This window comes from Pseudomonas putida (assembly GCF_028682635.1).
In the GTDB taxonomy this organism is placed as follows: domain Bacteria; phylum Pseudomonadota; class Gammaproteobacteria; order Pseudomonadales; family Pseudomonadaceae; genus Aquipseudomonas; species Aquipseudomonas putida_AE.
Window position 1 is genome coordinate 175142 of the sequence record NZ_JANHLK010000013.1, and the last position, 24409, is coordinate 199550.

The 24409-nt window shown below is 59.5% G+C and carries 24 protein-coding genes; 16 read left to right on the forward strand and 8 right to left on the reverse strand.

Annotated features, from left to right (window positions below; all coding sequences use genetic code 11):
* Positions 1-72 precede the first annotated feature (72 nt).
* Complete coding sequence (gene lpxO / locus NPS56_RS17960) at positions 73-972, reverse strand: lipid A hydroxylase LpxO (protein WP_274075839.1); 900 nt, start codon at positions 970-972, stop codon at positions 73-75.
* A 494-nt stretch (positions 973-1466) separates the two neighbouring features.
* On the opposite strand from lpxO, the gene NPS56_RS17965 reads away from it, so the two are divergent.
* Positions 1467-3053 (forward strand): ABC-F family ATPase, encoded by a 1587-nt coding sequence (locus NPS56_RS17965; protein WP_274075840.1) that lies wholly within the window; start codon positions 1467-1469, stop codon positions 3051-3053.
* 268 nt (positions 3054-3321) lie between these two features.
* Positions 3322-4509: an MFS transporter gene (locus tag NPS56_RS17970; protein ID WP_274075841.1), complete on the forward strand. Its 1188-nt coding sequence runs from the start codon at positions 3322-3324 to the stop codon at positions 4507-4509.
* Here NPS56_RS17970 and NPS56_RS17975 read toward each other — a convergent pair whose 3' ends face one another.
* On the reverse strand, positions 4510-5547 hold the full coding sequence (locus NPS56_RS17975) for an alpha/beta hydrolase family protein (RefSeq protein WP_274075842.1): 1038 nt from the start codon (positions 5545-5547) through the stop codon (positions 4510-4512). It abuts the gene before it with no gap.
* A 169-nt stretch (positions 5548-5716) separates the two neighbouring features.
* Complete coding sequence (locus NPS56_RS17980) at positions 5717-6328, reverse strand: FMN-dependent NADH-azoreductase (RefSeq protein ID WP_274075843.1); 612 nt, start codon at positions 6326-6328, stop codon at positions 5717-5719.
* Between the two features lie 130 nt (positions 6329-6458).
* Here NPS56_RS17980 and NPS56_RS17985 point away from each other — a divergent pair, with 130 nt between their 5' ends.
* Positions 6459-7367 (forward strand): LysR substrate-binding domain-containing protein, encoded by a 909-nt coding sequence (locus tag NPS56_RS17985; protein WP_274075844.1) that lies wholly within the window; start codon positions 6459-6461, stop codon positions 7365-7367.
* Complete coding sequence (locus NPS56_RS17990; protein ID WP_274075845.1) at positions 7364-7723, forward strand: MmcQ/YjbR family DNA-binding protein; 360 nt, start codon at positions 7364-7366, stop codon at positions 7721-7723. The genes NPS56_RS17985 and NPS56_RS17990 overlap by 4 nt, the downstream gene beginning before the upstream one ends.
* Here NPS56_RS17990 and NPS56_RS17995 read toward each other — a convergent pair whose 3' ends face one another.
* Together NPS56_RS17995 and NPS56_RS18000 are read right to left on the reverse strand one after the other, a co-directional pair.
* Positions 7724-8152 carry a DUF1294 domain-containing protein gene (locus tag NPS56_RS17995; protein WP_274075846.1) on the reverse strand — a complete coding sequence of 143 codons (429 nt, stop codon included), beginning with the start codon at positions 8150-8152 and terminating at the stop codon, positions 7724-7726.
* Positions 8149-8979, reverse strand: coding sequence for an undecaprenyl-diphosphate phosphatase (locus NPS56_RS18000; RefSeq protein WP_274075847.1), 831 nt, complete (start codon positions 8977-8979; stop codon positions 8149-8151). The genes NPS56_RS17995 and NPS56_RS18000 overlap by 4 nt, the downstream gene beginning before the upstream one ends.
* 288 nt (positions 8980-9267) lie before the next feature.
* Here NPS56_RS18000 and pnuC point away from each other — a divergent pair, with 288 nt between their 5' ends.
* The 8 genes from pnuC (at position 9268) to NPS56_RS18040 (ending at position 16166) form a co-directional block, all read left to right on the forward strand.
* Positions 9268-9831 (forward strand): nicotinamide riboside transporter PnuC, encoded by a 564-nt coding sequence (gene pnuC / locus NPS56_RS18005; RefSeq protein WP_274075848.1) that lies wholly within the window; start codon positions 9268-9270, stop codon positions 9829-9831.
* On the forward strand, positions 9828-10352 hold the full coding sequence (locus tag NPS56_RS18010; protein ID WP_274075849.1) for an AAA family ATPase: 525 nt from the start codon (positions 9828-9830) through the stop codon (positions 10350-10352). Before pnuC ends, NPS56_RS18010 begins: the two co-directional genes overlap by 4 nt.
* Before the next feature lie 332 nt (positions 10353-10684).
* Positions 10685-11122, forward strand: coding sequence for a hypothetical protein (locus tag NPS56_RS18015; protein ID WP_274075872.1), 438 nt, complete (start codon positions 10685-10687; stop codon positions 11120-11122).
* 1 nt (position 11123) lies between these two features.
* Entirely contained in the window at positions 11124-11696 is a 573-nt protein-coding gene (locus NPS56_RS18020; RefSeq protein ID WP_274075850.1) for an adhesin, read from the forward strand.
* A 51-nt stretch (positions 11697-11747) separates the two neighbouring features.
* Positions 11748-13316 carry a heme utilization protein gene (locus NPS56_RS18025; protein ID WP_274075851.1) on the forward strand — a complete coding sequence of 523 codons (1569 nt, stop codon included), beginning with the start codon at positions 11748-11750 and terminating at the stop codon, positions 13314-13316.
* A gap of 62 nt (positions 13317-13378) precedes the next feature.
* Positions 13379-14059 carry a C39 family peptidase gene (locus tag NPS56_RS18030; RefSeq protein WP_274075852.1) on the forward strand — a complete coding sequence of 227 codons (681 nt, stop codon included), beginning with the start codon at positions 13379-13381 and terminating at the stop codon, positions 14057-14059.
* 33 nt (positions 14060-14092) lie between these two features.
* A complete protein-coding gene (locus NPS56_RS18035; RefSeq protein WP_274075853.1) occupies positions 14093-14839 on the forward strand; it encodes a hypothetical protein in 747 nt (248 codons plus the stop codon).
* 46 nt (positions 14840-14885) lie between these two features.
* Positions 14886-16166 carry a hypothetical protein gene (locus NPS56_RS18040; protein ID WP_274075854.1) on the forward strand — a complete coding sequence of 427 codons (1281 nt, stop codon included), beginning with the start codon at positions 14886-14888 and terminating at the stop codon, positions 16164-16166.
* 129 nt (positions 16167-16295) lie between these two features.
* Here the strand turns inward: NPS56_RS18040 and NPS56_RS18045 are convergent, their stop codons facing one another.
* Complete coding sequence (locus NPS56_RS18045; RefSeq protein WP_274075855.1) at positions 16296-17621, reverse strand: sigma-54 dependent transcriptional regulator; 1326 nt, start codon at positions 17619-17621, stop codon at positions 16296-16298.
* Positions 17622-17966: 345 nt separating this feature from the next.
* Here NPS56_RS18045 and NPS56_RS18050 point away from each other — a divergent pair, with 345 nt between their 5' ends.
* The 3 genes from NPS56_RS18050 to nhaB all read left to right on the forward strand — a co-directional run bounded on the left by NPS56_RS18050 (position 17967) and on the right by nhaB (position 21388).
* Entirely contained in the window at positions 17967-18233 is a 267-nt protein-coding gene (locus NPS56_RS18050; protein WP_274075856.1) for a hypothetical protein, read from the forward strand.
* Between the two features lie 284 nt (positions 18234-18517).
* Entirely contained in the window at positions 18518-19807 is a 1290-nt protein-coding gene (locus tag NPS56_RS18055) for a hypothetical protein (RefSeq protein WP_274075857.1), read from the forward strand.
* A 78-nt stretch (positions 19808-19885) separates the two neighbouring features.
* On the forward strand, positions 19886-21388 hold the full coding sequence (gene nhaB, locus NPS56_RS18060; protein WP_274075858.1) for a sodium/proton antiporter NhaB: 1503 nt from the start codon (positions 19886-19888) through the stop codon (positions 21386-21388).
* A gap of 21 nt (positions 21389-21409) precedes the next feature.
* On the opposite strand, the gene zwf is transcribed toward nhaB, so the two are convergent.
* Both zwf and gnd read right to left on the reverse strand, forming a co-directional pair.
* On the reverse strand, positions 21410-22933 hold the full coding sequence (gene zwf / locus NPS56_RS18065; protein WP_274075859.1) for a glucose-6-phosphate dehydrogenase: 1524 nt from the start codon (positions 22931-22933) through the stop codon (positions 21410-21412).
* A complete protein-coding gene (gnd, locus tag NPS56_RS18070; protein WP_274075860.1) occupies positions 22930-23910 on the reverse strand; it encodes a phosphogluconate dehydrogenase (NAD(+)-dependent, decarboxylating) in 981 nt (326 codons plus the stop codon). Before gnd ends, zwf begins: the two co-directional genes overlap by 4 nt.
* Positions 23911-24182: 272 nt before the next feature.
* Between gnd and NPS56_RS18075 the strand changes: the two genes are divergently transcribed.
* A complete protein-coding gene (locus NPS56_RS18075; protein ID WP_274075861.1) occupies positions 24183-24359 on the forward strand; it encodes a DUF6026 family protein in 177 nt (58 codons plus the stop codon).
* Positions 24360-24409 lie beyond the last annotated feature (50 nt).

The following is a 24409-nucleotide window of genomic DNA, read 5'->3' on the forward strand; positions in this document are numbered from 1 at the left end:
GCAAGCCAGCTCCTACAGGTTTTGTGTGCACCGCCAATCTCTGTAGGAGCTGGCTTGCCAGCGAAGGCGTCCTCAGATCACAACAAAAATCGCCAGCAACCCACCAAAAAACGCCCACTTCTGCAGGTAATACAGCTTGCGATTGCGCTTCTTCAACGCCTTGCCGTGCAGGCGAACCTTGTAGATCTTGCCAAACAGCCGGTTGATCCCACCCGTCTTGTCCCCCGCCTCGTTCGGCGCACCGGCAGCCGACATGACATTGCGGCTGAACCAGCCATTGAACGCCGCCGCCCAGCGGTATTTCATCGGTCGCTCAACGTCGCAGAACAGGATGATGCGGTTCTGCCCGGTGGTGTTTTCCGCGTAATGAATAAACGTTTCGTCGAACATCACCGCCTCACCATCGCGCCAGTGATAGTTCTCGCCATCGACATTGATGTAGCAACCGGCATCATTGGGCGTTTCCAGGCCCAGGTGGTAACGATAGGAACCGGCATACGGATCGCGATGGCGAACCAGTTTCGACCCCGGCGGCAACTCGGCGAACATCGCCGCCTTGATCGAGCCGATGCCCTGCACCAGTTCGGTGGTGCGCGGGCAGAGTTTCATCGCCGACGGGTGGCTGTCGCCGTACCACTTGAGGTAGAAGCGCTTCCATCCGGTCTTGAAGAAGGAGTTGAAACCAACGTCGTCGTAATCGTTGGAGCGCTTGATTTCCCCCGCCTTCAGCAAATTCTGGCCTTCGGCGCGAATTTCTTCCCAGTGGGTCTGCAGCGGCGTCAGGTCGGGAAAATCCGCCGGGTTGAGAAACGGCTTGTTGGGGATCTTCGAGAACAGATAAAGGAAGCAATTGATCGGCGCCAGGAACGTCGAGTGGTCGCTCAGTTGACGGCCCAGTTTGTGGCGCACGCGACCGCGCAGGTGGACATAGGCGATGGAAACAAGGTACACAGCGGCAATGATGAGCTTCACGGAAATCGTCACACGTCAGAGGTGAACAAACTGCGCCCCCTGGCGGCCAATGGCCTGTGGGGCTTGTGCAGCGTCTGAAAACCAAACAGCGGGCCCGATGACCCGTCCTTGAGCCGATGCCGACGTTCGGCATCAAGTGAAAGATGGCATTTTAGCCATCGTCTGTAACCAATTGTTAGCTTTCAAATGTGAAAATCTGTCCGTTGATACCGGCAATGCGTCGGTGCGGCCTTATTGCCCTATCGTTTAAAGAGCCAGACCAGTACAATCGCCGCCAAACTTTACGCGCCCCCCTTGGTTGATGACGGGAACGATCCCGGCCTCAGCGCACTTCGACTCGGGCCAAGCGCTCCATATGCTGCTGTCCACTTATTGCCAGATGGATCTTCCGCTTCTGACCGGGATGCATTTCCCGTGATCCGAATGACGGAAACGGGTACTGATTCGGTACTGCCGCAACCCTAGCTACTCTGAATGCTTCGCAGGAAAAACCTTTGATTTCTACAGCTAACATCACGATGCAGTTCGGCGCCAAGCCGCTATTCGAAAACGTGTCGGTCAAATTCGGCGCGGGCAACCGCTACGGCCTGATCGGCGCCAACGGTTGCGGCAAGTCGACCTTCATGAAAATCCTCGGTAGCGACCTTGATCCGTCCGGCGGCCAGGTCATGCTGGAACCGAACGTGCGCCTGGGTAAATTGCGCCAGGACCAGTTCGCCTACGAAGAATTCACCGTAATCGACACCGTGATCATGGGTCACGAAGAGCTGTGGAAGGTCAAGGCCGAGCGCGATCGCATCTACTCGCTGCCGGAAATGACCGAAGAAGACGGCATGGCCGTGGCCGAGCTGGAAACCGAATTCGCCGAAATGGACGGTTACACCGCGGAGTCCCGTGCTGGCGAACTGTTGCTGGGCCTGGGTATCGGCATCGAGCAGCATTTCGGCCCGATGAGCGAAGTTTCCCCAGGCTGGAAACTGCGCGTATTGCTGGCTCAGGCGCTGTTCTCCGATCCGGAAGTGCTGTTGCTCGACGAACCGACCAACCACCTGGATATCAACACCATCCGCTGGCTGGAAAACGTTCTGACCCAGCGTTCCAGCTTGATGATCATCATCTCTCACGACCGTCACTTCCTGAACAGCGTATGCACCCACATGGCTGACCTGGATTACGGCGAGCTGCGCCTGTTCCCGGGCAACTACGACGAGTACATGACCGTGGCGACCCAGTCTCGCGAGCAGCTGCTGTCGGACAATGCCAAGAAGAAAGCGCAGATTTCGGAACTGCAATCGTTCGTCAGCCGCTTCTCGGCCAACGCCTCGAAAGCCAAGCAGGCCACTTCCCGCGCCAAGGCGATCGACAAGATCCAGCTGGCCGAGGTCAAGCCTTCGAGCCGCGTGAGCCCGTTCATCCGTTTCGAGCAAAACAAGAAGCTGCACCGCCAGGCGGTCATCGTCGAGCGCATGGCCAAAGGCTTCGACGGCAAGCCACTGTTCAAGGACTTCAGCTTCCAGGTTGAAGCCGGCGAACGCGTGGCGATCATCGGCCCGAACGGTATCGGCAAGACCACCCTGCTGCGCACCCTGGTCAACGAACTGACCCCGGATGCCGGTAGCGTCAAGTGGACCGACGCCGCTGAGCTGGGCTACTACGCTCAGGATCACGCGCACGACTTCGAAGACGACGTGACTCTGTTCGACTGGATGGGTCAGTGGACCCAGGGCGAGCAGATGATTCGCGGTACTTTGGGTCGCATGCTGTTCTCCAACGACGAGATCCTCAAGTCGGTCAAGGTCATCTCCGGTGGTGAGCAAGGTCGCATGCTGTTCGGCAAACTGATCCTGCAAAAGCCAAACGTGCTGATCATGGACGAACCGACCAACCACCTGGACATGGAATCCATCGAAGCGCTGAACCTGGCGCTGGAAAACTACCCGGGCACGCTGATCTTCGTCAGCCACGACCGTGAGTTCGTGTCGTCCCTGGCCACCCGCATCATCGAGTTGAGCCCGAACGGCGTGACCGACTTCAGCGGTACCTATGACGATTACCTGCGTAGCCAGGGTGTGGTGTTCTAAAAGCAGCTATTAGTTTCTAGCTGCAAGCTGCAAGTTAAAGCCCTGTCCTTTGTGACGGGGCTTTTTGTATTCAGACTCATGATTTTCTGTGGTGTCGAGACCATCGCGAGCAAGCCCGCTCCCACAGGGGGAATGCATTCCAAATGTGGGAGCGGGCTTGCTCGCGAAGAGGCCTTCAAGAACAGCGATAATTAGTTAGCCTGCTTCCTTTTATCCCACAGCCGCGCCATCATGCAGTTCTCCCTCCGCCGCCCGCGAACGAGCCCTCATGTCTGCGCAAGAACAGCCACCACAAAGCTCCATGGCGATCACCCTGCAGATCGTTTCCATCGTTTTCTATACATTCATCGCCTTCATCTGCATCGGCCTGCCGATTGCGGTGTTGCCGGGGTATGTCCATGAGCAGCTCGGGTTCAGTGCCGTTATCGCCGGGTTGACCATTGGCTCGCAATACCTGGCCACCCTGCTCAGCCGGCCCATGGCCGGGCGCATGTCCGACAGTGTCGGGACCAAGCGCGCCATCATCTACGGCCTGACGGGGATCGTCTTGAGTGGCGGGCTGACCTTGTTGTCGACCTTGCTGCAAAGCTTTCCCTTGATCAGCCTGTTGATCCTGATCGCCGGACGCTTGTTGCTGGGCATCGCCCAAGGGCTGATCGGGGTCGGCACGATCAGTTGGTGCATGGGCCAGGTAGGCGCCGAACATACCGCGCGCTCGATCTCGTGGAACGGCATCGCCTCCTATGGTGCGATTGCCATCGGGGCGCCGCTGGGGGTGGTGATGGTCGGGCAGCTGGGGTTTGCCAGCCTGGGTATCACCCTGTCGGTGCTGGCCCTGTTGGCTTTGCTGCTGATTCGCAACAAACCGTCGGTGCCAGTGGTACGCGGTGAGCGGCTGCCGTTCTGGGCGGTGTTCGGACGGATTGCGCCATTCGGTGCAAGCCTGAGCCTGGCCTCGATCGGCTACGGCACCCTCACCACCTTCATCACCCTGTATTACGTCAACCGGGGCTGGAGCGGCGCGGCGTACTGCCTGACGGTGTTCGGGGTGTGCTTCATCCTGGCGCGGCTGTGTTTCATTTCCAGCATCAGCCGTTTTGGCGGTTTCACCTCGGCCGTTGCCTGCATGTCCATCGAGACCGTCGGCCTGGTGCTGTTGTGGCTGGCGCCTTCGACCGGCTATGCCTTGATCGGTGCCGGCCTGACCGGTTTCGGTTTGTCGCTGGTGTATCCGGCCCTGGGCGTCGAGGCGATCAAGCAGGTGCCCAACTCCAGCCGAGGCGCCGGCCTGAGCGCTTATGCGGTGTTTTTCGACCTGGCGCTGGCGATTGCCGGGCCGTTGATGGGCGCAGTGGCGTTGAACCTGGGGTACGCGTGGATCTTCTTCAGTGCGGCGTTGTTGTCGGTGTGTGCGCTGGGCTTGACCCTTTTGCTCAAGCACCGTGCAACGACCTGATTACTGATCAGCGGTCTGCATCCCCGCCCGCGTCGGTTTGCCTAGGGTGCGCGAGAAGAAACGCCCGGCTTCCGAGATCAGGCTACGGTGAATGTCCGCGCGATCGACGCCCTCTGCATCGGTACACAGGGCCGGCATGATCACAATCTGTTCGTCATTGCACGGCGCCATGAACACGAAATGCCCGGCCCCGGCGAGCAGCTTGAAGTCCGGGGCGACGGGCAGCTTGCGCGCCAGTGCCGCGGCGTTCTTGTCGGGCGCCACCAGCTTGTCGCCATCGCCGCTATAAAGCAGTACCGGAACATGCACATCGGCCAGGGTATGACGGCCGAACTTCAGGCTCAGCGGCGCCATCAGCAACAGTGCATGGACCCGTGGGTCGGCCACCGGTTGCAAATCGTCGCGGTCGACGATCAGTTCACCCTGGGTATTGCAGGCATCACGGTCGTCCGGGCGCTCCTGGCAGTAACGGCGCAGACGATCCAGGTCCGGGGTCGCGCCGGACAGTATCAACGCCGTTTCGCCGCCTGCCGAGTAACCGATTACCCCGACCTGCTCGGCATTGACGAAGGGTGCGAGCATGGGATCGCCCAGCGTCGCGGTAATGGCTTCGGAAATCTGGATCGGCCGTCCGTACAGGTTGCTCAAGGTGCCGAGGCGGCTGTGGTCTTTGGAGTTGTCGCCCGGATGAATCACCGCCACCACCACAAAACCCTTGCGGGCCAGGGACGTGGCCAGGTCGTGCAGGGCCAGCGGCGTGCCGGTGTTGCCATGGGACAGCAGCAGCATCGGAAACCGGCCGATAGCGACTTTGGTGTCTTCGCCGGCTTCGACGTTGTACCCCTCAAGCAGGCTGGAATGTTCCTTGGCGCTCGAAGGATAAAAGGCAATGGCACGCATCGGTTGCAAGTCGAGCGGGTCGAGAAAGCTCAGTTCGTGATAACCGACGCTCCAGTGAGGATGCGGCGCAGGCGCGGCGTGCACTGAATTCAGGCTGGCGAGCAGACAGATCAGTAAAGCTGCACAAAGACGCACCATGGGATGCCCCACCTTGTTACCGGATCAGAGACGTTAAGCCTCGACTGCATAACTCAGGCCACAACTTGCAACAGCCAGAAACAAAAAACTCCGCATCTGCCACTTGCGTGATCAGAATACAGAGTTTTTTGGGAATTGCCTGCAGCGGCAATGGGTGTTTACGCAAGCCTTACGCGGCGGCGAACAGCTGCTCGCTGATTTGCGCCTGGGCGTCGTTCATGGCTTTGCCACGCACTTCGTCACCGTAAGCCAGGCCGTGGGCACGGACGAATTCGATGTCGGTAATGCCGATGAAACCGAACAGGACCTTCAGGTAGTCTTCGTGGGCAACACCGGTTGCCTGGCCGGCGTGCAGGCCACCGGAAGTCGAAACGATCACGACTTTCTTGCCACCGCACAAGCCTTCAGGGCCGGCTTCGGTGTAGCGGAATGTCTGGCCGGCGACGGCGATGCGGTCGATCCAGGCTTTCAATTGGGTCGGGATGGTGAAGTTGTACATCGGCGCGGCAATCACTACAGCATCGGCGGCGAGGAACTCGGCCAGGGTCGAGGCGCTCAGCTCGGCTTCGTGCTGTTGGGCGGCGTTGCGCAGTTCAGCGGCGGTACCTGCTGCAACCAGGGTGGCCCCGGAAAAGTGGCTGATGGCGTCGGCAGCCAGGTCGCGGTAGGTCACTACGGCGGACGGCTCGGCGGCTTGCCAGGCTTTGACGACTTCGCCGCTCAGCAGACGGGAAGCCGAGTTGTCACCAAGAATGCTCGAATCGATATGCAGCAGTTTCATGTGGGATCTCCAAGTGAGGATCGCCGCCAGGGCGATCTGATGGAAACAATCCTACAGACGAAACCAATAGCTGATTAGACTGCAACAATGCGATAGTTTGTCCCACTGATAGAACGATCGAGAAAGTGCCATGCAAGACCTGAACGACCTCTATTACTTCGCCAAAGTCGTGGAGGCCGGTGGCTTCGCGGCCGCCGGCCGTTTGCTGGGGATTCCCAAGTCGCGACTGTCACGGCGCATTGCTGAACTTGAGGAGCGCCTGGGTGCGCGGCTTCTGCAACGCACCACCCGCCAGCTGAAACTCACCGCCGTCGGCGAACGTTATCTGCGCCACTGCCAGGCAATGCTGCTGGAAGCGGAAATGGCTGACGAAGCCGTGGCCAGCATGTCCAGTGAACCGCGCGGACGCTTGCGGGTTTCTTCCCCGGTCGGCCTGGCCCATGAAATGCTTCCGAGGGTGATCAGCAACTTCCTGGAGAAATATCCCCAGGTACAGCTGGAGGTGATGCTGGTCAATCGGCGCGTCGACCTGGTGACCGAAGGCGTGGACGTCGCGTTGCGCGTACGCGAGCCGGGTGATGAAGATCCGCTGCTGGTCACCCGCCGCCTGCGTCAGGCGCAGATGCTGATGGTCGCCAGCCCCGCCTTCCTCCAGGGACTGGAGATCAATCACCCCGATGACCTGAAGAACCTGCCGGTGCTCGGCGCCCTCGAGCCCGATCGCCTGGTGCACATTGGCCTGGTCGATCGCCAGGGCAAGAAACACGAGCTGGCCCTTGAAGCGCGATTGGGCATCGACGACTTCATCGTGCGCAAGACCTGCACCCTCGCCGGCCAGGGGTTCACCACGTTGCCTATGATGTATTGCGAGCAGGAACTGGCCAATGGCTCACTGGTACAGTTACTGCCCGAGTGGTCGTTGCCCGGGGGCTGGTTGCAGGCGGTCTACCCTCACCGACGCGGGGTGATGCCGGCCGTGCGTGCCTGGCTCGACCATCTGATCGAAACCTTCAATGCCTGTGGGGACCGTTTGATATGAAGGCAGGACGCATGAACGAGGCCGACGTGGCGGCTTTCTGCCTGGCATTGCCGGGTGCGCGGGAAGACTACAAATGGGGTGGCGTGCGGGTGTTTTCGATTGCCGGTACCAAGATGTTCGCCTTGCAGAACCTGCGCGGCGACTCCCTGGCGTTCAAGGTCGACAAGGACCTGTTTCTCGGTCATTGCGACCGCCCGGGCATTCACCCGGCGCCCTATCTGGCGCGGGCCCAATGGATCATCATGGCCACGCCCTACCCGCTCGGCGCCGAGGAACTGCAAGGCTTGCTACGGCGCTCCCATCAGCTTGTCGTCAGTAAGTTGCCCAAGCGCACCCAGGTCGGGCTGTTGCTCTGATCAGAACAGTGAGAACAGCTGCGCGCCGAGGAACAGCCGGTCGATCCAGAACACCTGGTGCAGCAGCACGATGATCCAGAACACCCCTTGAAAGGACAGCTTGCGCGTCTTGTGTCGAAACACTTGCTGCGCGAGCAAGGCGCCCGGCCAGCCGCCAGCGAACTCCAGCGCATGCAGGACGTTTTCCGGGATACGCCTTTGATCGGCGCGCGCCTTGCGCTTGTCGCTCCAGTACAGCAGGAACGCCAGCACGCTGACGATGCCGTAGGCCGCCATGGGAATCAGCGAAACCCCCTGCAGCCATAACGACATCGAACCGAACAGCGGCAGCGCGCACAGCATCGCCAACACCAGCAGTTTCAGGCGCAGATGGCGGATGCCTGCCCCGGATTGGCGTCCTGCGTCGTTGCGCGCGCGGGTATCGTTCATGGCTTGGCGGCGGTCCAGTCGACCCAACCGAACTGCCAGGTCGCCAGGATCAGCAAGCCGAATGCAATGCGGTACCAGGCAAACGCCGCATAGCTGTGGCTGGCGATGAACTTGAGCAAGCCCCTGACCGCAATCATCGCGAAAATGAACGCAGTGACGAAGCCGACCGCAAACACCGGGAAGTCAGACGGCACGAACAGGTCGCGGTACTTGTAGCCCGAGTACACCGCCGCGCCGACCATGGTCGGCATGGCCAGGAAGAAGGAAAACTCGGTAGCGGTCTTGCGCGACAGGCCGAACAACAGGCCGCCGATGATCGTCGAGCCGGAGCGCGAGGTACCCGGAATCATCGCCAGGCACTGGGCCAGGCCGACTTTCAGGGCGTCTTTCCAGGTCATGTCATCGACGCTTTCGGCATGCACTTCGTGCTGACGCTTTTCGGCCCACAACATGATGACCCCGCCCACCACCAAGGCCGTGGCCACCGTGATCGGGTTGAACAGGTAGTGGTGAATCAGGTCGGCGAAAATGACCCCCAGTACCACCGCCGGCAGGAACGCAATCAGCAGGTTGGCGGTAAAGCGCCGGGCACTTGGCTGCGTCGGCAGGCCTACGACCACGTCGAAGATCTTGCGGCGAAACTCCCACACCACCGCCAGGATGGCGCCGAGCTGGATAATAATGTTGAACGCCATGGCCCGCTCGCCACCGAAGTCGAGCAAGTCGGCGACAATAATCTGGTGCCCGGTACTGGAAATGGGCAAGAACTCCGTCAGCCCTTCTACAACGCCAAGAATCAAAGCCTGAAAGGCCGTCCAAAGATCCATCAATCCCCCAAAAGGCCATGCGTCGACGCATGCCCCGTTAATTTATTCAAAGCCGTTTACTGTCATCAGCGTCGTTGAGTCCCGCGCGCACAAGCCTACGCAAAAAACGTCGCGAGTTTCGTGAAAAATCAGTTTGATTTCAGGTTTTTGCGTGCGGGACGAAATCCTAGCAGACAAGTGCGCTTTACGCTGCCGTGCAGTCGGCATCGAAGGCACCCGCTGCTACAAGCCTCTCGGCCATAATCCGGTTACAATCGCGCCCCTCTTCGATTTCTCCAAGGAACCTGCATGTCCGGGCTTGAACTGTTTGCCGCCACCCTCGGCGTCATTGCCGTCTGGTTGACGGTCAAACAGAATCCCTGGTGCTGGCCGATCGGCCTGGTCATGGTGCTGATCTACAGCTGGATCTTTTACGAGGTCAAGCTGTATTCCGACATGCTGCTGCAAGTGATCTATGCCGGGCTGCAAGTTTACGGTTGGTGGCAGTGGACCCGCGCGGGCCAGGCCCATCACGGGCGCGAAGTCAGCCGACTGGACGCACCTGCGGTGGCGTCGGGGCTGGCCCTGGGCGCGCTGGGCAGTGTGTTGCTGGGCGCCGCCATGGCGCACTGGACCGATGCCGCGCAACCCTGGCTCGATGCTGCCCTCACGGCCTTCAGCCTGGTGGCTCAATGGTGGATGGCGCAAAAACGCCTGCAGTGCTGGCCGCTGTGGATCGTCCTGGACTGTGTGTTCGTCGGCCTGTTCCTTTATAAGGGGATGTACCTGACGGCTGCCCTGTATGGCCTGTTCACCCTGCTGGCCATTCAAGGCTGGCGCACATGGCGCCGCGATCCGGTATTGTGCCCATGAAGGTGTTGGTTTTGGCAGGACCTGAATCGAGCGGCAAAAGTTGGCTATCAAACGAGATTCACGCCAATTTCGGCGGCATACTGGTCGGCGAGTACGTTCGGCATTTCATCGAAAAGGAAGCCCGAGTAACCTGCTACGAAGACATCACACCAATAGCACTTGGCCAGCTGTCTTGGGAAGATCAAGCACGGGCCCAACAGCCGTCCCTGTTGATTCTCGATACGCATCTGTTGAGCAACATCCTTTGGAGCCGCACCTTGTTTGGCGCTTGCCCGGTGTGGATCGAGCAGGCATTGCAGGTACGGCACTACGACCTGCATCTGCTGCTGAGCCCGGAAACCGTGGCCTGGCACGACGACGGACAGCGTTGCCAACCGCAGCTGGCAGAACGCCAGGCGTTTTTCCAGGCCAGCCGCCAGTGGCTTGACCTGCATCGCCAGCCTTACCAGCTGGTGCAAGGTGACTGGCAACAGCGCAAGGACGCGGCATTCGACGCTGTAACGCGCTTGCTCAAGGCCTGACAAGACGGCCACGCCCTGCCGGAAATGTCCATTCCTGAAACACCCTCCCCAGCGAAAACCCGCGAGCTAGAGCGATTCGAGCATTTTCACCAGAAAATGTTAAGCCACTGATACAACCTGCCTTAAACGCCCTCAGCGAGCAATGCCGCCAGCAAGGACGGCACTTTTGCGTGCTTCTGTCTCAGGGGCGTTACAAAGTGTTTTTCACCACCTCAACAGTTAAAGCCAAGCCACTGTTTTCAATAGAAAAGCAAAAACCGGCACAGCTTCTGCTCTCTTCCTTCGCAACGCTGATAAGGGCCAGCGTTCCACTTACAGAAGGAATTGCCGCCGTGGGGAAATTTCATAACAACATCCATAGTCTCCTGCTGGTCGGATGCGCTCTGAGTTCAATGGCTTGCCTGCCTGTCCAGGCGGACAACGGCATCATCATCATCAAACGCGATGTCCAGGTACGCAACGCAACGATCCCGCCGCTCGTTCCCGATCCCAACCCCACGACTGTCAACGCCAACCCGTCCAAACAGGTCCTCGCTCAAACCAACGAGTTGAGCGACGGGGACTTTGCCGGCGTCGCCAGTGGTGCAGGCATCTCCCGCCTGGTCACGCAAAACACCAACAACCTGGGCGGCAACATCAGCACCCAGAACCAGCTTTCCAACCAACCCGCCGGGCGTTCGGGCAATGGCGGCAGCGGCATTGCCAATATGGTCAACTCCAACGTCCAGCAGGGCCTGGGTGCCCTCAGAATCATAACGGGAGACCGTTAAGATGAATCGTACGCTGCTGATGATCGCCATGTTTTGCAGTGCATCGACCTTCGCCCAATCCCCCGTCATTGATAACGCCACCATCGACAATTCGGGCGCGCAGTACCAGGGCAACGTCGGGGTCAACCAGGCAGCCGGCGACTTGCAGCAACAGGCGAACGCCAGGGCCTTCGCCATTGGCCGTGACGCCAGCGCGACCACGGATATTCGCCAACGGTTGCGCACCATTGTCGATCCCAGGATCGATGCCCACGCCAGTATTCAAGGCGACTCCTTCAGCCATGGCAATGGCGCATTGGGCGTCAACCAGAGCGCGGGCGCCAGCAACCAGCAAGCCAATGCGCTGCGCATAAGCACCAGTGAGCAGCCGCAAAGTATCGACGACAGCGTCCTCATGCAACAGAACGTGACGCTGCTCTACAACTCCGATCCAACTGACTCTGCACCCGGCTATCGCCAGGTCACTACCAGTGACCAGGCATTCACCGGTAGCCGTGGGGTGATTCAGTTGAATCAGAGCGCCGGGGTGGGAAACCGAATGGCCAACACCCTGAGCGTACGGGTCGTGGATTGACCCAAATAGGTAACAACAACACTTAACCTAAAATAAGTACGGAGAATCACCATGAAACCTTCGATGGCATTAAAGCCTCTGGTTTTCGCAATTGCTGCGGTCATGGCTGTTGCTGTACAAGCTGGGCAAAACGATAGGCGTGGCAACCACCATAACAATGGTGGCCAACAACAAACCCCTCCTGCAAGGATGGTCCCCATCAGCGCGACTGCCAATGCGACGGACAGACAGAGCAGCACCGGCAACCGCATCTGGAATGAAGGGGTAGAAAACTCGGCCGAGATGAGCAGTTCGGCCGCAGGCGCGAGCGGTAACGTCGGCGTCAACGTGGCGGCAGGTTCCGGCAACCAGCAAGACAACGCCGCCGCCATCGCCAACGCAGCCTCCGACAACGCCGCGATCGATAACAGCTTCGTGTTCGGCACGGCCACTGCCACCGCGAACGTCACGCAAATCAGCAACAATAACCGCGTCAGCAACTTTGGCGTGACCAACTCTGCCGTGATGAGTGGATCCGCCGACGGCAGCAGCGGTAACGTGGGTGTCAACATTGCTGGTGGCGATCTGAACCAACAGAAAAACACCATGGCAATTGCCAATACCAATGCTCCACTGGGTAGCGCAAGAGCCACCGCATCCGCCAACCAAAGCGGTCCTGGCCTGACAGTGAACAACACTGCCGATCGGACCTACCGTGTTGATACGATCACCGTTACCAATACGCGGTCTGGTAGTGCCTCGTTTGACAAGTCGTTCGAAGCCAGCGGCAGTCAAAGCAGTTCTTCGAGCTGGGCCGCGGCCGGATCCAAAAGCTCTGATGCCAGCGGTTCGCTTAGCATTGATGTAAGCGGTTCTACCGCCAGCGCTGCGAGCGGTTCCAACAGCAGCGCTGCCAGCGGTTCCAACAGCAGCTCTGCCAGCGGTTCCAACAGCAGCTCTGCCAGCGGTACCAACAGCAGCACTGCCAGCGGTTCCAACAGCAGCACTGCCAGCGGTTCTTCGAGCGCTTCTCTGACTGCTTCCCTGGGCGCTACGCTGGACGCTGAAGCTGCGTCTTCCAACTCCACTACCGTCAACTTCGGTTTTGGCGATCGCACCCGCAGTAGCAGTTCCGATGCATCGGTCAACGCTTCGCTTGATGCAACCCTTGACGTAGCGGTAGACAGATCGTACGACCGTTCGCGCGACTCCTCGTTCGACCGTTCACGCGATTCCTCGTTCGACCGTACCCGCGACTCCTCGTACGACCGTTCGCGCGACTCCTCGTACGACCGTTCGGCCGAGTCTTCGTACGACAAGTCTCGCGAATCGTCGTTCGAGAAAGCGTTCGATGCTTCGTTCGAGAAATCGACCGCGTCCTCGTACGATAAATCGGGCAGCAAGTCGGCCGAATCTGCGTACGACAAAGCGAAAAGCTACAGTGAAAGCAGCTCTTATGATTTGAGCAACACCTACTCTTATCAAGTGCTGACTCCAACTGGCTGGGCCAACCCTGTGACCAACACTGCAACCCTGAGCGGTTCGGTGAACGGTGGCAGCGGCAACCTGGGTGTCAACGTGGCTGCTGGTGTGGGCAACCAACAAAGCAACTCGCTGGCCATCTCCAACCAATCGTTCTAATGCTGTCTGTGGAGGCCCCCTTCCGGGGGCCTTTTTCAACCCAACCAGAAGGCGTCCCCACCATGCGTATTATCGCCTTGGCAATTTTGCTTTGCGTGGCCAGTGTGGTCGAGGCTGCACAACTGCCGCTGTCCGTACTACCGGGTGGCGGGTTGGTGTACAAACCGATCCAGAGCGTACGCGAACGCAAATTTTCCGACCTGGTGCAACAGAAAACCGACTTCAGTTGCGGCGCCGCGGCGCTGGCGACCATCTTGCGCCAGGCCTATTGGCTTGACGTGGACGAAGAACAGATCATCGAAGGCATGCTGTCACACTCCGATCAGGACCTTGTCCGCGTCCAGGGCTTTTCCATGCTCGACATGAAGCGCTACGTGGAAAGTCTCGGCATGCGCGCCCGTGGCTATCGGGTAGCGACGGAAACCCTGAACGAGATCAAGATCCCGGTGGTGGTACTCATGGATGTCCGTGGCTACAAACATTTTGTGGTCATGCAAAGAGTCCATAAAGGCTGGGTCTACATCGGCGATCCGGTACTCGGTCATAAACGCTACAAAGTCGACGAGTTCACCAAAGGCTGGAACGGCATCATCTTTGCCGTCATCGGCCAGGGCTACGACAAAACCAATGCGTTGCTCGACCCGCCGCTGCCTCTGACCGCCAAGAACCGCGTCAACGCCTTCAGCCCGGTGCAGGACGCTGAGTTAATGGATTTCGGATTTATCCAAAGCGACTTCTTCTAATAACAATGGAGCACGATGCTCCGGGAGTATCCAATGAAGACTCCAATCTGGCTGGCCGTGGTTTGCCTGGCCGCCAGCCTGCCGACCCATGCGGAACTGTTGAAACCCATTGAACTGAATGACCAGGAACTGGCAAGCCTGCGCGGACGTTATGTCATGCCGGGGCGGATCATCAGTTTCGGCATCGCCATGAGCAGCACCTGGCAAAATGCCAACGGTGAGGTGATCGGCGCGACGTCCTCGATGCAAATTCAGCAATCGACCATCAAGCCACAGTTCTACGTGACGATGATCGACGAAAAAGGCTATGGCTCGGCGCATACCCAAAGCGCCGGCACCGGCACCGTCACGGGCGGCGCCGGCCTCAACAGCACCGAGGGCGTCACCCAGGTCGTGCGGGCTGCCGGCGACAACAACAGTGCCTATAACAACGTTGATATCAACGTCTCCAAGGCCAACCAGGCGCCAGCCATGCAACCGCAAGGCCAGGCCCTGGCCGCGGGCTCGACGCTGGTAGGTTCCAATGGGGCGGGCTCGCTCAGCGTTTCCTCGAGCGGTACGGGTGTGCAAATGAACATCGTGGCCAACAACAACCAGGGCAGTACCGTACAACGCCTGGCCCAGGGTGGCTTGATGCAGAACACCACTTTGCTCGGCAGCAGCAACCAGGTGAGGAACCTCACGTCCCTCAATGTCGTGCTGCGTGACAACGTGGCAACAGCCGGCTCTCTGAACGGGAATCTCGACCAGCTTAAAGGTCTTCGCACTCAAGGATTCTGATCTACGCTCAGTCTCATCAAATGTAGTCAGAAGGGACGGCTAACCCATGCATCGAATGTTAACGTTCAGAGCTATCGTCTGTTTGAGTAGCCTGGCCCCGGCTTCATTGCTTTACGCAGCACCGGATCCCCAGGTCGAAGCACTAAAACAAGAACTCATGGAGCTGAAACAGCGGTACGAAGCACAACAGAACGCGCTGATGGTCCTCGAACAGCGCGTTCGCCAAGTCGAAGAAGCACCGGCCACACCTGCTCCCAAACGCCTGACCAAATCCCCCGCCGAATCGCCCAATAGTGGCCAGACGGTGGCTGCCGGCGCGCCTGGAACCACCGGCAGTTCCTACGGCCAGTCGCTCAAGGATGACTCGGAACCAGCACAGAGCGTGTCCAACCTGTACGACGAAGCCAGCGGGTTCTTCGGCGGCGGCAAGTTCAGCGTGGAAACCGGCCTGACCTACACCCACTACGATACCCGTGCGTTGACGCTCAACGGCTTCCTGGCCCTGGACTCGATTTTCCTTGGCAACATCAACCTCGACCGTATCAAGTCGGATAACTGGACCCTGGACCTGACCGCCCGTTATAACGTGGCGCAACGCTGGCAGTTCGACATTAACGTCCCCGTGATCTATCGCGAATCCACGTATTCATCCGGTGGCGCCGGTGGCGCAGCCAACGGGGTTTCAGACGAAACCGTTACCCGCGACCCGAACATCGGCGATATCAACGTTGGCGTTGCCTACAAGTTCCTCGATGAGTCGGCCAACCTGCCCGACGCGGTGGTTACCCTGCGCGTCAAGGCGCCGACCGGGGATGACCCTTACGGCATCAAGCTGGTCGAGGTGCCTGGCAACGATAACCTCGCGGTCCCCGAGGACCTGCCGACCGGCAACGGTGTCTGGGCGATCACCCCGGGTATCTCGCTGGTCAAGACCTTCGACCCGGCCGTGCTGTTCGGCAGCCTGGCCTACACCTACAACATGGAGGACTCTTTCAGCGACATCAGCCCTACGGTCAACACCAAGGTGCCCGGGGACGTGAAACTGGGCGATTCCTGGCAAGTTGGCGCCGGTATTGCGTTTGCCCTGAACGAGAAGATGAGTATGTCGTTCTCCTTCACCGACCAGTTTGCCCGCAAGAGCAAGATCAAGCCGGACGGCGGCGACTGGCAATCGATCTCCAACAGCGACTACAACTCGGCCAACTTCAACATCGGCATGACCCTGGCAGCTTCCGACAACCTGACGATCGTGCCCAACCTGGCCATTGGCCTGACCGACGACTCGCCGGACTTCTCCTTCAGCCTGAAATTCCCGTACTACTTCTGAACCAAAACAAAGCCCCGTTGCGACTTCGATCGCAACGGGGCTTTGTTGTAGAGCAAAAGATCGCAGCCTTCGGCAGCTCCTACAAGGTGAACGTATTCCCATGTAGGAGCTGCCGCAGGCTGCGATCTTTTAACGTATTTGATGTTTGTGGAGCAGGCGGTAAAAGGTCGGCCTGGAGATGCCCAGCACCTTGGCGGCAATACTCAGGTTATCGCTATGACGGTTGAGTACATCACACAGGGCCTGGCGCTCTGCCCGGTGCTTGTAGTCTTCCAGCGTGCCCATTGGCGCGGCAATGGCGTGGTGGCTGATCAGCCCGAGGTCTCGCGCTTCGATCTGCCTGCCTTCGGCCAGCACCAGGCCGCGACGTACCCGGTTGGCCAGCTCGCGAACATTGCCCGGCCAGTCGTGTTTGCCCATGGCAATCAAGGCGTCTTCACTGAAGCTGCGCGGGCGGCGGCCGGTTTCATGGCTGTAGAAATGGGAAAAGTGGTTGGCCAGCATCGACAGGTCGCCATTGCGCTCACGCAGGGGCGCAGTCACGACTTGCAAGACGTTCAGTCGGTAATACAGGTCTTCGCGAAAGCCTTTCTTCTCGATCGCCGCCTCCAGATCGACATGGGTTGCCGCCAACACCCGTACATCCACGGGGATCGGCTGGCTACCGCCAACCCGTTCGATGTGTTTTTCCTGGAGGAAGCGCAACAGGCTCGCCTGCAACTCAAGGGGCAGATCGCCGATCTCGTCGAGAAACAGCGTGCCGCCGTGAGCCGCTTCGATCCGCCCGACCTTGCGTTGATGGGCGCCGGTAAAGGCCCCCTTCTCATGGCCAAACAGTTCGGACTGGATCAGGTGCTCGGGAATCGCCCCGCAGTTGATCGCGACAAAGGGTTTGCTGTGGCGCAGGGATTGCCGATGCAGCGTACGGGCCACCAGCTCCTTGCCTGTGCCGCTTTCACCGCGAATCAACACCGGCGACTCGGTGGGCGCCAGCTTGCTCAACAGCTTGCGCAGTTCGCGGATGGGTTTGCTGTCCCCCAGCAGTTCGTGTTCGGGCTGATCGATGTGCACCGTGCCCTGCCCGCGCAGGCGCGCCATGCCAAAGGCCCGACCCAGCGTCACCTGGACCCTGGAGACATCGAACGGCAAGGTATGAAAATCGAAAAACCACTCGCAGACGAAGTCCCCGACATTCTGTAGCCGCAGAACGTCCTGGTTGAGCACGGCGATCCACTCGGTACCGCTGCGGCTGATCACCTCCTTGACCGTATCCGGGTGCTCGAGGTGAAAGGGCTGCAGGCGTAACAAGCCCACGTCACAGCTACGATCGGCGGCGTTGTCCAGCGAGCAGCTGTCAACATCCCAACCCACGGAGCGTAATCCAGGTAACAGGCGATGGCAGTCGTCGCAGGGATCTACCACTAATAGACGTCGTAACGCAGGCGCTTCGCTCATGTGATTTCCTTGACGCCAAATTTTAGGATTTTTTATTAAAAACAGTCATTTGGCGGACCTGGCTGTAACGTTAGCAAGAATTTGACGGGCGCTTGTACCGATTGACTATAGGCCTGCTGCGCAAAGCGTTATAAGAAACGGGATTTTCCAGCGACCTGACGAATGTTTCCTTTCATCAAGCTTTCAACACGCGCCCGATTTACAGGGATATACAAGAAAGTTGAAATTTCTTCTGATTGTGTGTGACCTGAACCCGGGTTGCGCGCATCAGTACAAGTAACCAGCCGAACGGTATAAGCCCAACCGACGGCAATTGACTTGATTGGGCCTACAGAGAGACGACCTATGAACGCCCCGCTCCGTGTCAACGAAGCTCTGCTGATAGCCGATCGCGCATTTAAACCGTTCAAATGCGTGGCCTGGGCCCCACAGGACGGGAATGGCGAACTGACCCTGACCGTTATCGACCGCACCAGTAACAAAATAGGGCGCAAACAAATCCCGAGCAGCGCGTACAGTGATCCGGCACAGCTTGAAAGCTTGCTGGAACAGGCCCGCGCCGAATTGAGCGAAGAAGGCTACACGCTGCAATCCTGGTCGATGCCACAATAATTGTATTGCGGATTACTCCGGGGTAATCCGCGCCTTCCCGCTGTTGTTAGTTAGCGCTCTTTTCATGCCAAGTGCACTCAAGACGCTTTCTTACTTGAACTTCGGCGTGCTCCGGACTCTTTGCTGGCTTGCCTTTGGTTCGAAAAGACAGTGTTGTGGCACACAACGACCCTCCGCCTGTTAGTTCTGACAGTTGTGCAATCAATCATTCAGGGATTGAATAATCTCTTAACAGTCGCCACCCCCAACTTCTGGATCAGGACGACTCGCAAGGAGATGCGTGCATGTCAATCCAGTCCGTTCTGGCTTTCCCCGCAACCGTCCAACCTGCCGGAAAGCTCGACCCCAACTTCGCTGCCAAAGGCACCACCCAGGTGTATTTCTTTGGCAGTACTTCAAGCCTGGCCAATGACATCGCGATTGACTCACAGGGTCGTTTGCTGGTGGCGGCAAAGGTCACAATGCCTGGCGGCAGCCGCTTTGGCCTGGCGCGTTTGCTGAAGGACGGTTCGGCGGACCTGGCCTTTGGCAGACAAGGCAGTGTCATCGGCCAATTCGAACCGGGTTTCGAGGCCATGGCGGGCAAGGTGCAGGTGCTGCCCGATGGAAACATCCTGATCGCTGGCCTGCAATACGAAAGCGAGCACCGCACGCTTCCGGCACTCGCACTGTTCGACCCGCAGGGTCAACCGGTCCAACGGTTTGGCGACAATGGGCGCTGCGTGGTGCGCTTGCCAGGCCATTTGTCCCGGGGCATGCGTGATGTCTGGCTGCCTCCGGGCGTACCGGGCGCCGAGGCCTGCAGTGTCGACGTGCAGGAGGACGGTCGAATACTGCTGGTGGCCAATCATCACTTCGAACTGGCCGATCATGCCGCCATGCTGATACGGCTGGACGCCAATGGCTCGCTGGACAGCAGCTTCAATGGCCGTGGTTTTGTCATGGTCAGGCACCTGCTGATGAATACCTGGCTCAGCAACGTGACGGTGCAACGGGACGGTCGCATCCTGGTGGCTGGCTCGATCAATTTTCCGCAGGAAGGCCTGGTGGCCCGCTACAACCCCGATGGCAGCCTCGACAGCAGTTTCGCCCTGGACGGCTACATGAGCTTCACGGCGAACGGGCAAGGTGCCCAGGTCAGTCAAATCGTCCAGCAGGACAATGGCGACATCCAGTGTTTTGGCAGCAGCCGCGACCCCATGCGCTGCCTGGCCCTGAAACTGCACCTCAATGGTCGCCCGGATCATCACTGCAACGGCGGCCAGGCGCATTTGCTGGAGATCGGCCACAACGGCTGCCAGTGGACCGCCGCGCAAATGCAACCGGACGGCAGCGTAGTGACCGCCGGCGCCACCATTGGCGGCGTCGAGGCCGACTTTGTATTGGGGCGATACCTGCCAGGCGGGCAACTCGACAGCGATTTCGGCAACGGCAGTGGATGGCTGCGCACCCGTCTGGGCCGCAGTCTCGATACGGCCACTTCCGTCGCGGTGCAGGACGACGGTAACGTCCTCGTCGGCGGCTATTCGCTGGACGGCAACTATCGGGCGATCGTCGCACGCTACCTGGTCTGATTCGATGGATTTTTCCTACGCTTGATCTTCTTTCCGGCTTACGGCAACTTGCGCGCTTCTTAATACAAGGAGTAGCCGATGTCCGGCTCGATGGTCCAGGCGTTCGCGCACAATTTTCTCGGCAACTCACCGCGCTGGTACAAGGCCTGCATTGTCGGTTTCCTGATTCTCAACGCCCTGGTGTTATGGACCGCAGGCCCGGTGGTCGCGGGCTGGATGCTGGTGCTGGAGTTCATTTTCACCCTGGCCATGGCCCTCAAGTGTTACCCGCTGATGCCCGGCGGCCTGCTGCTGGTCGAAGCGCTGCTGCTGAAGATGACCACGCCCCAGGCGCTCTATGACGAGTTGCTGCACAACTTTCCGGTGATCCTGCTGCTGATGTTCATGGTGGCGGGCATCTACTTCATGAAAGACCTGCTGCTGTTCCTGTTCTCGCGCCTGTTGCTGGGTGTGCGCAGCAAAGCCCTGCTGGCGCTGATGTTCTGCTTTTTGTCGGCGTTCCTGTCGGCGTTTCTCGATGCCCTGACGGTGACCGCGGTAATCATCAGTGCCGCCGTCGGGTTTTACTCGGTGTACCACCGCGTCGCCTCGGGTAGCGATCCGCGCCAGGACAGCGAATTTAGCGATGATCAGCACCTGCCCACCCTGCATCACGCCGACCTCGAGCAGTTCCGCGCATTTTTGCGCAGCCTGCTGATGCACGGTGCCGTGGGTACGGCTCTGGGTGGCGTGTGTACGCTGGTCGGCGAACCGCAGAACCTGCTGATCGGTCATGAGATGGGCTGGCACTTCGCCGAATTTTTCCTGAAGGTCGCCCCGGTTTCCCTGCCGGTGCTGGTCGCAGGCCTGGTCACCTGCGTCCTGCTGGAAAAACTGCGCTGGTTTGGTTACGGCACCTTGCTGCCGGACAACGTACGCACCGTGCTGGCCAGTTACGCCGCCCAGGACAATGCCGAGCGCACCTCGCGCCAGCGTGCAGCGTTGATCGTGCAAGCCGTGGCCGCGCTGATCCTGATTGCCGGGTTGGCCTTGCACGTGGCGGAAGTGGGCCTGATCGGGCTGATGGTAATCGTGCTGATCACCGCGTTCACCGGCATCACCGATGAGCACCGCCTGGGCACCGCGTTCAAGGACGCCATGCCGTTCACCGCGTTGTTGGTGGTGTTTTTCGCCGTGGTGGCGGTCATCCATGATCAGCAGTTGTTCACGCCATTGATCCAGTGGGTCCTGGCCCTGCCCGCCGAGCAACAACCGGGCATGCTGTACATCGCCAACGGCCTGCTCTCGGCCATCAGCGACAACGTATTCGTGGCGACCATCTACATCACCGAAGTGAAACAGGCCTTCCTGTCCGGGCACATGAGCCGCGAGCATTTCGAGACCCTGGCGATCGCGATCAACACCGGCACCAACCTGCCCAGCGTGGCGACGCCCAATGGCCAGGCGGCGTTCCTGTTCCTGCTGACCTCGTCGATTGCGCCGCTGATTCGCCTGTCGTATGGGCGGATGGTGTGGATGGCGTTGCCTTATACAGTAGTGATGGGGATTCTGGGGTGGTACGCCGTGAGCTTCTGGCTGTAACCCCACCCCCCCCTGGGTCACTCAGCCAAGGCCGTGCCAGACGCGTCCGTCGCGGGCCAGCAGTTCTTCGGCGGCCTCGGGGCCGTTTTCACCCGCGGCATAGCCCTGCACGCTGGCATCCTGCTGCCAGGCATCGAGGAAAGGCTGTACGGCACGCCAGCCGTTCTCGATGTTGTCGGCGCGCTGGAACAGCGTCTGGTCGCCGGTCAGGCAGTCGTAGATCAGCGTTTCATAGCCGGTGGACGGCTGCATTTCGAAGAAGTCCTTGTAGGCAAACCCCAGTTCGATGTTGTCCATCTTCAGGGCCTGGCCAGGCCGCTTGGCCAGCAGGTCGAACCACATGCCTTCGTTGGGCTGGATCTGGATTCGCAGATAGGTCGGCGCCAGCTCATCGACTTCGGTATCACGGAACTGCGCATAAGGTGCCGGTTTGAAGCAGATGACGATCTCGGTGTCGCGCACGCTCATGCGCTTGCCGGTGCGCAGGTAGAACGGCACGCCGACCCAGCGCCAGTTGTCGATCATGACCTTGAGGGCGACATAGGTTTCGGTGTTGCTGTCGGGTGCCACCTTGTCTTCCTGGCGATAACCAGGCAGTGGTTTGCCATCGACTTCGCCAGCCGTGTATTGGCCGCGAACCGAATTGGCCCGGGCCTCTTCCACCGACCAGGGACGAATCGCGCCGACCACCTTGGCCTTCTCGCCGCGCACCGCATCGGCACCAAAGGCCGCCGGTGGCTCCATGGCCACCATTGCCAGCAACTGGAACAGGTGATTGGGCACCATGTCCCGCAGGGCGCCGGTGTGTTCGTAGAAACTGCCACGGGTTTCCACGCCGACGGTTTCGGCCGCGGTGATCTGTACGTGGTCGATGTAATGGTTGTTCCAGAACGCTTCGAACAGGCTGTTGGAGAACCGGCTGACCAGGATGTTCTGCACGGTCTCCTTGCCCAGATAGTGATCGATGCGATAGATCTGCTTTTCCGTCATGACCTTGAGCAGGCAGGCGTTCAAGGCCTCGGCGGTTTGCAGGTCGGAACCGAAGGGTTTTTCGATCACCACCCTGCGAAACGCCTCGGGGTTTTCTTCGAGCAAGCCGGACGCGCCGAGACGGCGCACCACTTCACTGAAAAAGCGTGGCGCGGTGGCCAGGTAGAACACCGCGTTGCCTGTGCCGCTGTCGGCGATTTTCGCCGCCAGCGCTTGATAAGTGCTGTCGTCCAGGAAGTCGCCCTGGACGTAGCTGATGCCTTTGGCGAGTTTGGCCCACACGTCCGGGTCAAGGGACTGATCGCCCTTGCCGACTTTGGCGGCCACCTCGCTGCGGATGAAGTCTTCGAGTTTTTTTGCGAAGCCTTCATCGCTGATGGCGTTGTGGTCAACGCCGATGATCCGCAGGCCATCCCCGAGTAAACCGTCGCGCTTGAGGTTGTACAGCGCCGGCATCAGCAGGCGCTTGACCAGATCACCGTGGGCGCCGAACAGGAACAGCGTGGTGGGTGGCGCGGGTTCAGTCTTGGATTTCCTGCGGATCCCATGGGTCATTTTTTCGCAGTCTCCTTGTGGCCACCGAAGCCGAAGCGCTGGGCGGAAAGAATCTTGTCACCAAAGGTGCCCTGGCCGCGCGAGCGGTAGCGGGAGAACAGCGAGTTCGACAGCACGGGCACCGGTACCGCCTGTTCCATGGCGGCTTCGATGGTCCACTGACCTTCGCCGCTGTCCGCTACGGAACCGGAATAACCGTCGAGCTTCGAATCGCTGGCCAGGGCATCGGCGGTCAGGTCCAGCAGCCACGAGGACACCACGCTGCCACGACGCCAGACTTCGGCAATATCGGCGACGTTCAGGTCGAAACGCTGGTCTGGCGGCAGGATGTCGCTGGACTTGGTTTTCAGGATGTCGAAGCCTTCGGCAAAGGCCTGCATCATGCCGTACTCGATACCGTTGTGGATCATCTTGACGAAATGCCCGGCACCGGCGGGACCGGCGTGGATGTAGCCGTGCTCGGCACGATCGTCATCGGACTTGCGGTCCTTGGTGCGCGGAATGTCACCCATGCCCGGCGCCAGGGTCTTGAACAGCGGATCAAGACGCGTCACGGTCTCGGCATCGCCGCCGATCATCATGCAATAGCCGCGCTCCAGGCCCCAGACGCCGCCTGAGGTGCCGACGTCGATGTAGTGCAGGCCTTTTTCCGCGAGGGTTTTCGCCCGGCGGATGTCGTCCTTATAGAAGGTGTTGCCGCCGTCGATGATGGTATCGCCGGCTTCGAGCAAGGTGCTCAGGGTGTCGATGGTGTCTTCGGTCGGTGCGCCTGCCGGCAGCATGACCCACACCGCTCGTGGTTTGGCCAGGCCAGCGACCAGGGCCGGCAAATCGGCGACGCCGGTGGCGCCATCGCTGCTCAAGTTATCGACGAAGGCGGTATTGCGGTCGTACACAACGGTGGTATGTCCGTTGAGCATCAGGCGCCGCGCAATATTGCCGCCCATGCGGCCCAGTCCAATAATCCCGAGTTGCATGTGCTGATGCTCCCTACTACAAATAAAAGTGTGTCAAAGGTTATAGCCCAACGCGACTCATGAGGTTAGTCCAGAGCGTTGGCATGAAGTTTCCGGGCATTGTGCCCGATCCTGATGGATAACGTCAGGAATCGTGCCGAAGACACAACGACCATGAAAAATAAAAAAGTTCCCTTCGGGGGCAAAAGAAATCAAAATTGGCGCCGATAGTAGATCAGCCACCGATTTTGGCGGCAGACCTACAGTTGAGATAGCCATTTGCGAGGTGAGCAATGGGCACAGTACACAACGCACTGCCAGCACAAACCCTTTACGTCACTATCCGTCGCGAGGAATTGCGTCAGTTGAAAGACGAGCGCGACCAGTTGAAACAGGAGCTGGCGCAATTGCGCTTGCTGGTCCAGGGCCAACAGCCCTTGCCCCTCCCCCAGCGGGCACCTCACGCCTGATCCCCCTGGCCTGATCCGGAAGCAGCATTGCACTGCTTCCGACACGCCAT

Excerpts from the sequence above, each read along its gene's own strand:
- gnd (WP_274075860.1), bottom strand. The coding sequence starts at position 23,910 with ATGCAACTCGGGATTATTGGACTGGGCCGCATGGGCGGCAATATTGCG.
- zwf (WP_274075859.1), bottom strand. The coding sequence starts at position 22,933 with ATGACCCATGGGATCCGCAGGAAATCCAAGACTGAACCCGCGCCACCC.
- NPS56_RS17995 (WP_274075846.1), bottom strand. The coding sequence starts at position 8,152 with ATGAACGATACCCGCGCGCGCAACGACGCAGGACGCCAATCCGGGGCA.
- NPS56_RS18010 (WP_274075849.1), top strand. The coding sequence starts at position 9,828 with ATGAAGGTGTTGGTTTTGGCAGGACCTGAATCGAGCGGCAAAAGTTGG.
- pnuC (WP_274075848.1), top strand. The coding sequence starts at position 9,268 with ATGTCCGGGCTTGAACTGTTTGCCGCCACCCTCGGCGTCATTGCCGTC.
- NPS56_RS17985 (WP_274075844.1), top strand. The coding sequence starts at position 6,459 with ATGCAAGACCTGAACGACCTCTATTACTTCGCCAAAGTCGTGGAGGCC.
- NPS56_RS17970 (WP_274075841.1), top strand. The coding sequence starts at position 3,322 with ATGTCTGCGCAAGAACAGCCACCACAAAGCTCCATGGCGATCACCCTG.
- NPS56_RS18035 (WP_274075853.1), top strand. The coding sequence starts at position 14,093 with ATGAAGACTCCAATCTGGCTGGCCGTGGTTTGCCTGGCCGCCAGCCTG.
- NPS56_RS18075 (WP_274075861.1), top strand. The coding sequence starts at position 24,183 with ATGGGCACAGTACACAACGCACTGCCAGCACAAACCCTTTACGTCACT.
- NPS56_RS18020 (WP_274075850.1), top strand. The coding sequence starts at position 11,124 with ATGAATCGTACGCTGCTGATGATCGCCATGTTTTGCAGTGCATCGACC.
- NPS56_RS17975 (WP_274075842.1), bottom strand. The coding sequence starts at position 5,547 with ATGGTGCGTCTTTGTGCAGCTTTACTGATCTGTCTGCTCGCCAGCCTG.
- NPS56_RS18045 (WP_274075855.1), bottom strand. The coding sequence starts at position 17,621 with ATGAGCGAAGCGCCTGCGTTACGACGTCTATTAGTGGTAGATCCCTGC.
- NPS56_RS18025 (WP_274075851.1), top strand. The coding sequence starts at position 11,748 with ATGAAACCTTCGATGGCATTAAAGCCTCTGGTTTTCGCAATTGCTGCG.
- NPS56_RS18050 (WP_274075856.1), top strand. The coding sequence starts at position 17,967 with ATGAACGCCCCGCTCCGTGTCAACGAAGCTCTGCTGATAGCCGATCGC.
- NPS56_RS18000 (WP_274075847.1), bottom strand. The coding sequence starts at position 8,979 with ATGGATCTTTGGACGGCCTTTCAGGCTTTGATTCTTGGCGTTGTAGAA.
- NPS56_RS18040 (WP_274075854.1), top strand. The coding sequence starts at position 14,886 with ATGCATCGAATGTTAACGTTCAGAGCTATCGTCTGTTTGAGTAGCCTG.
- NPS56_RS17980 (WP_274075843.1), bottom strand. The coding sequence starts at position 6,328 with ATGAAACTGCTGCATATCGATTCGAGCATTCTTGGTGACAACTCGGCT.
- NPS56_RS18030 (WP_274075852.1), top strand. The coding sequence starts at position 13,379 with ATGCGTATTATCGCCTTGGCAATTTTGCTTTGCGTGGCCAGTGTGGTC.
- nhaB (WP_274075858.1), top strand. The coding sequence starts at position 19,886 with ATGTCCGGCTCGATGGTCCAGGCGTTCGCGCACAATTTTCTCGGCAAC.
- NPS56_RS17990 (WP_274075845.1), top strand. The coding sequence starts at position 7,364 with ATGAAGGCAGGACGCATGAACGAGGCCGACGTGGCGGCTTTCTGCCTG.
- NPS56_RS18055 (WP_274075857.1), top strand. The coding sequence starts at position 18,518 with ATGTCAATCCAGTCCGTTCTGGCTTTCCCCGCAACCGTCCAACCTGCC.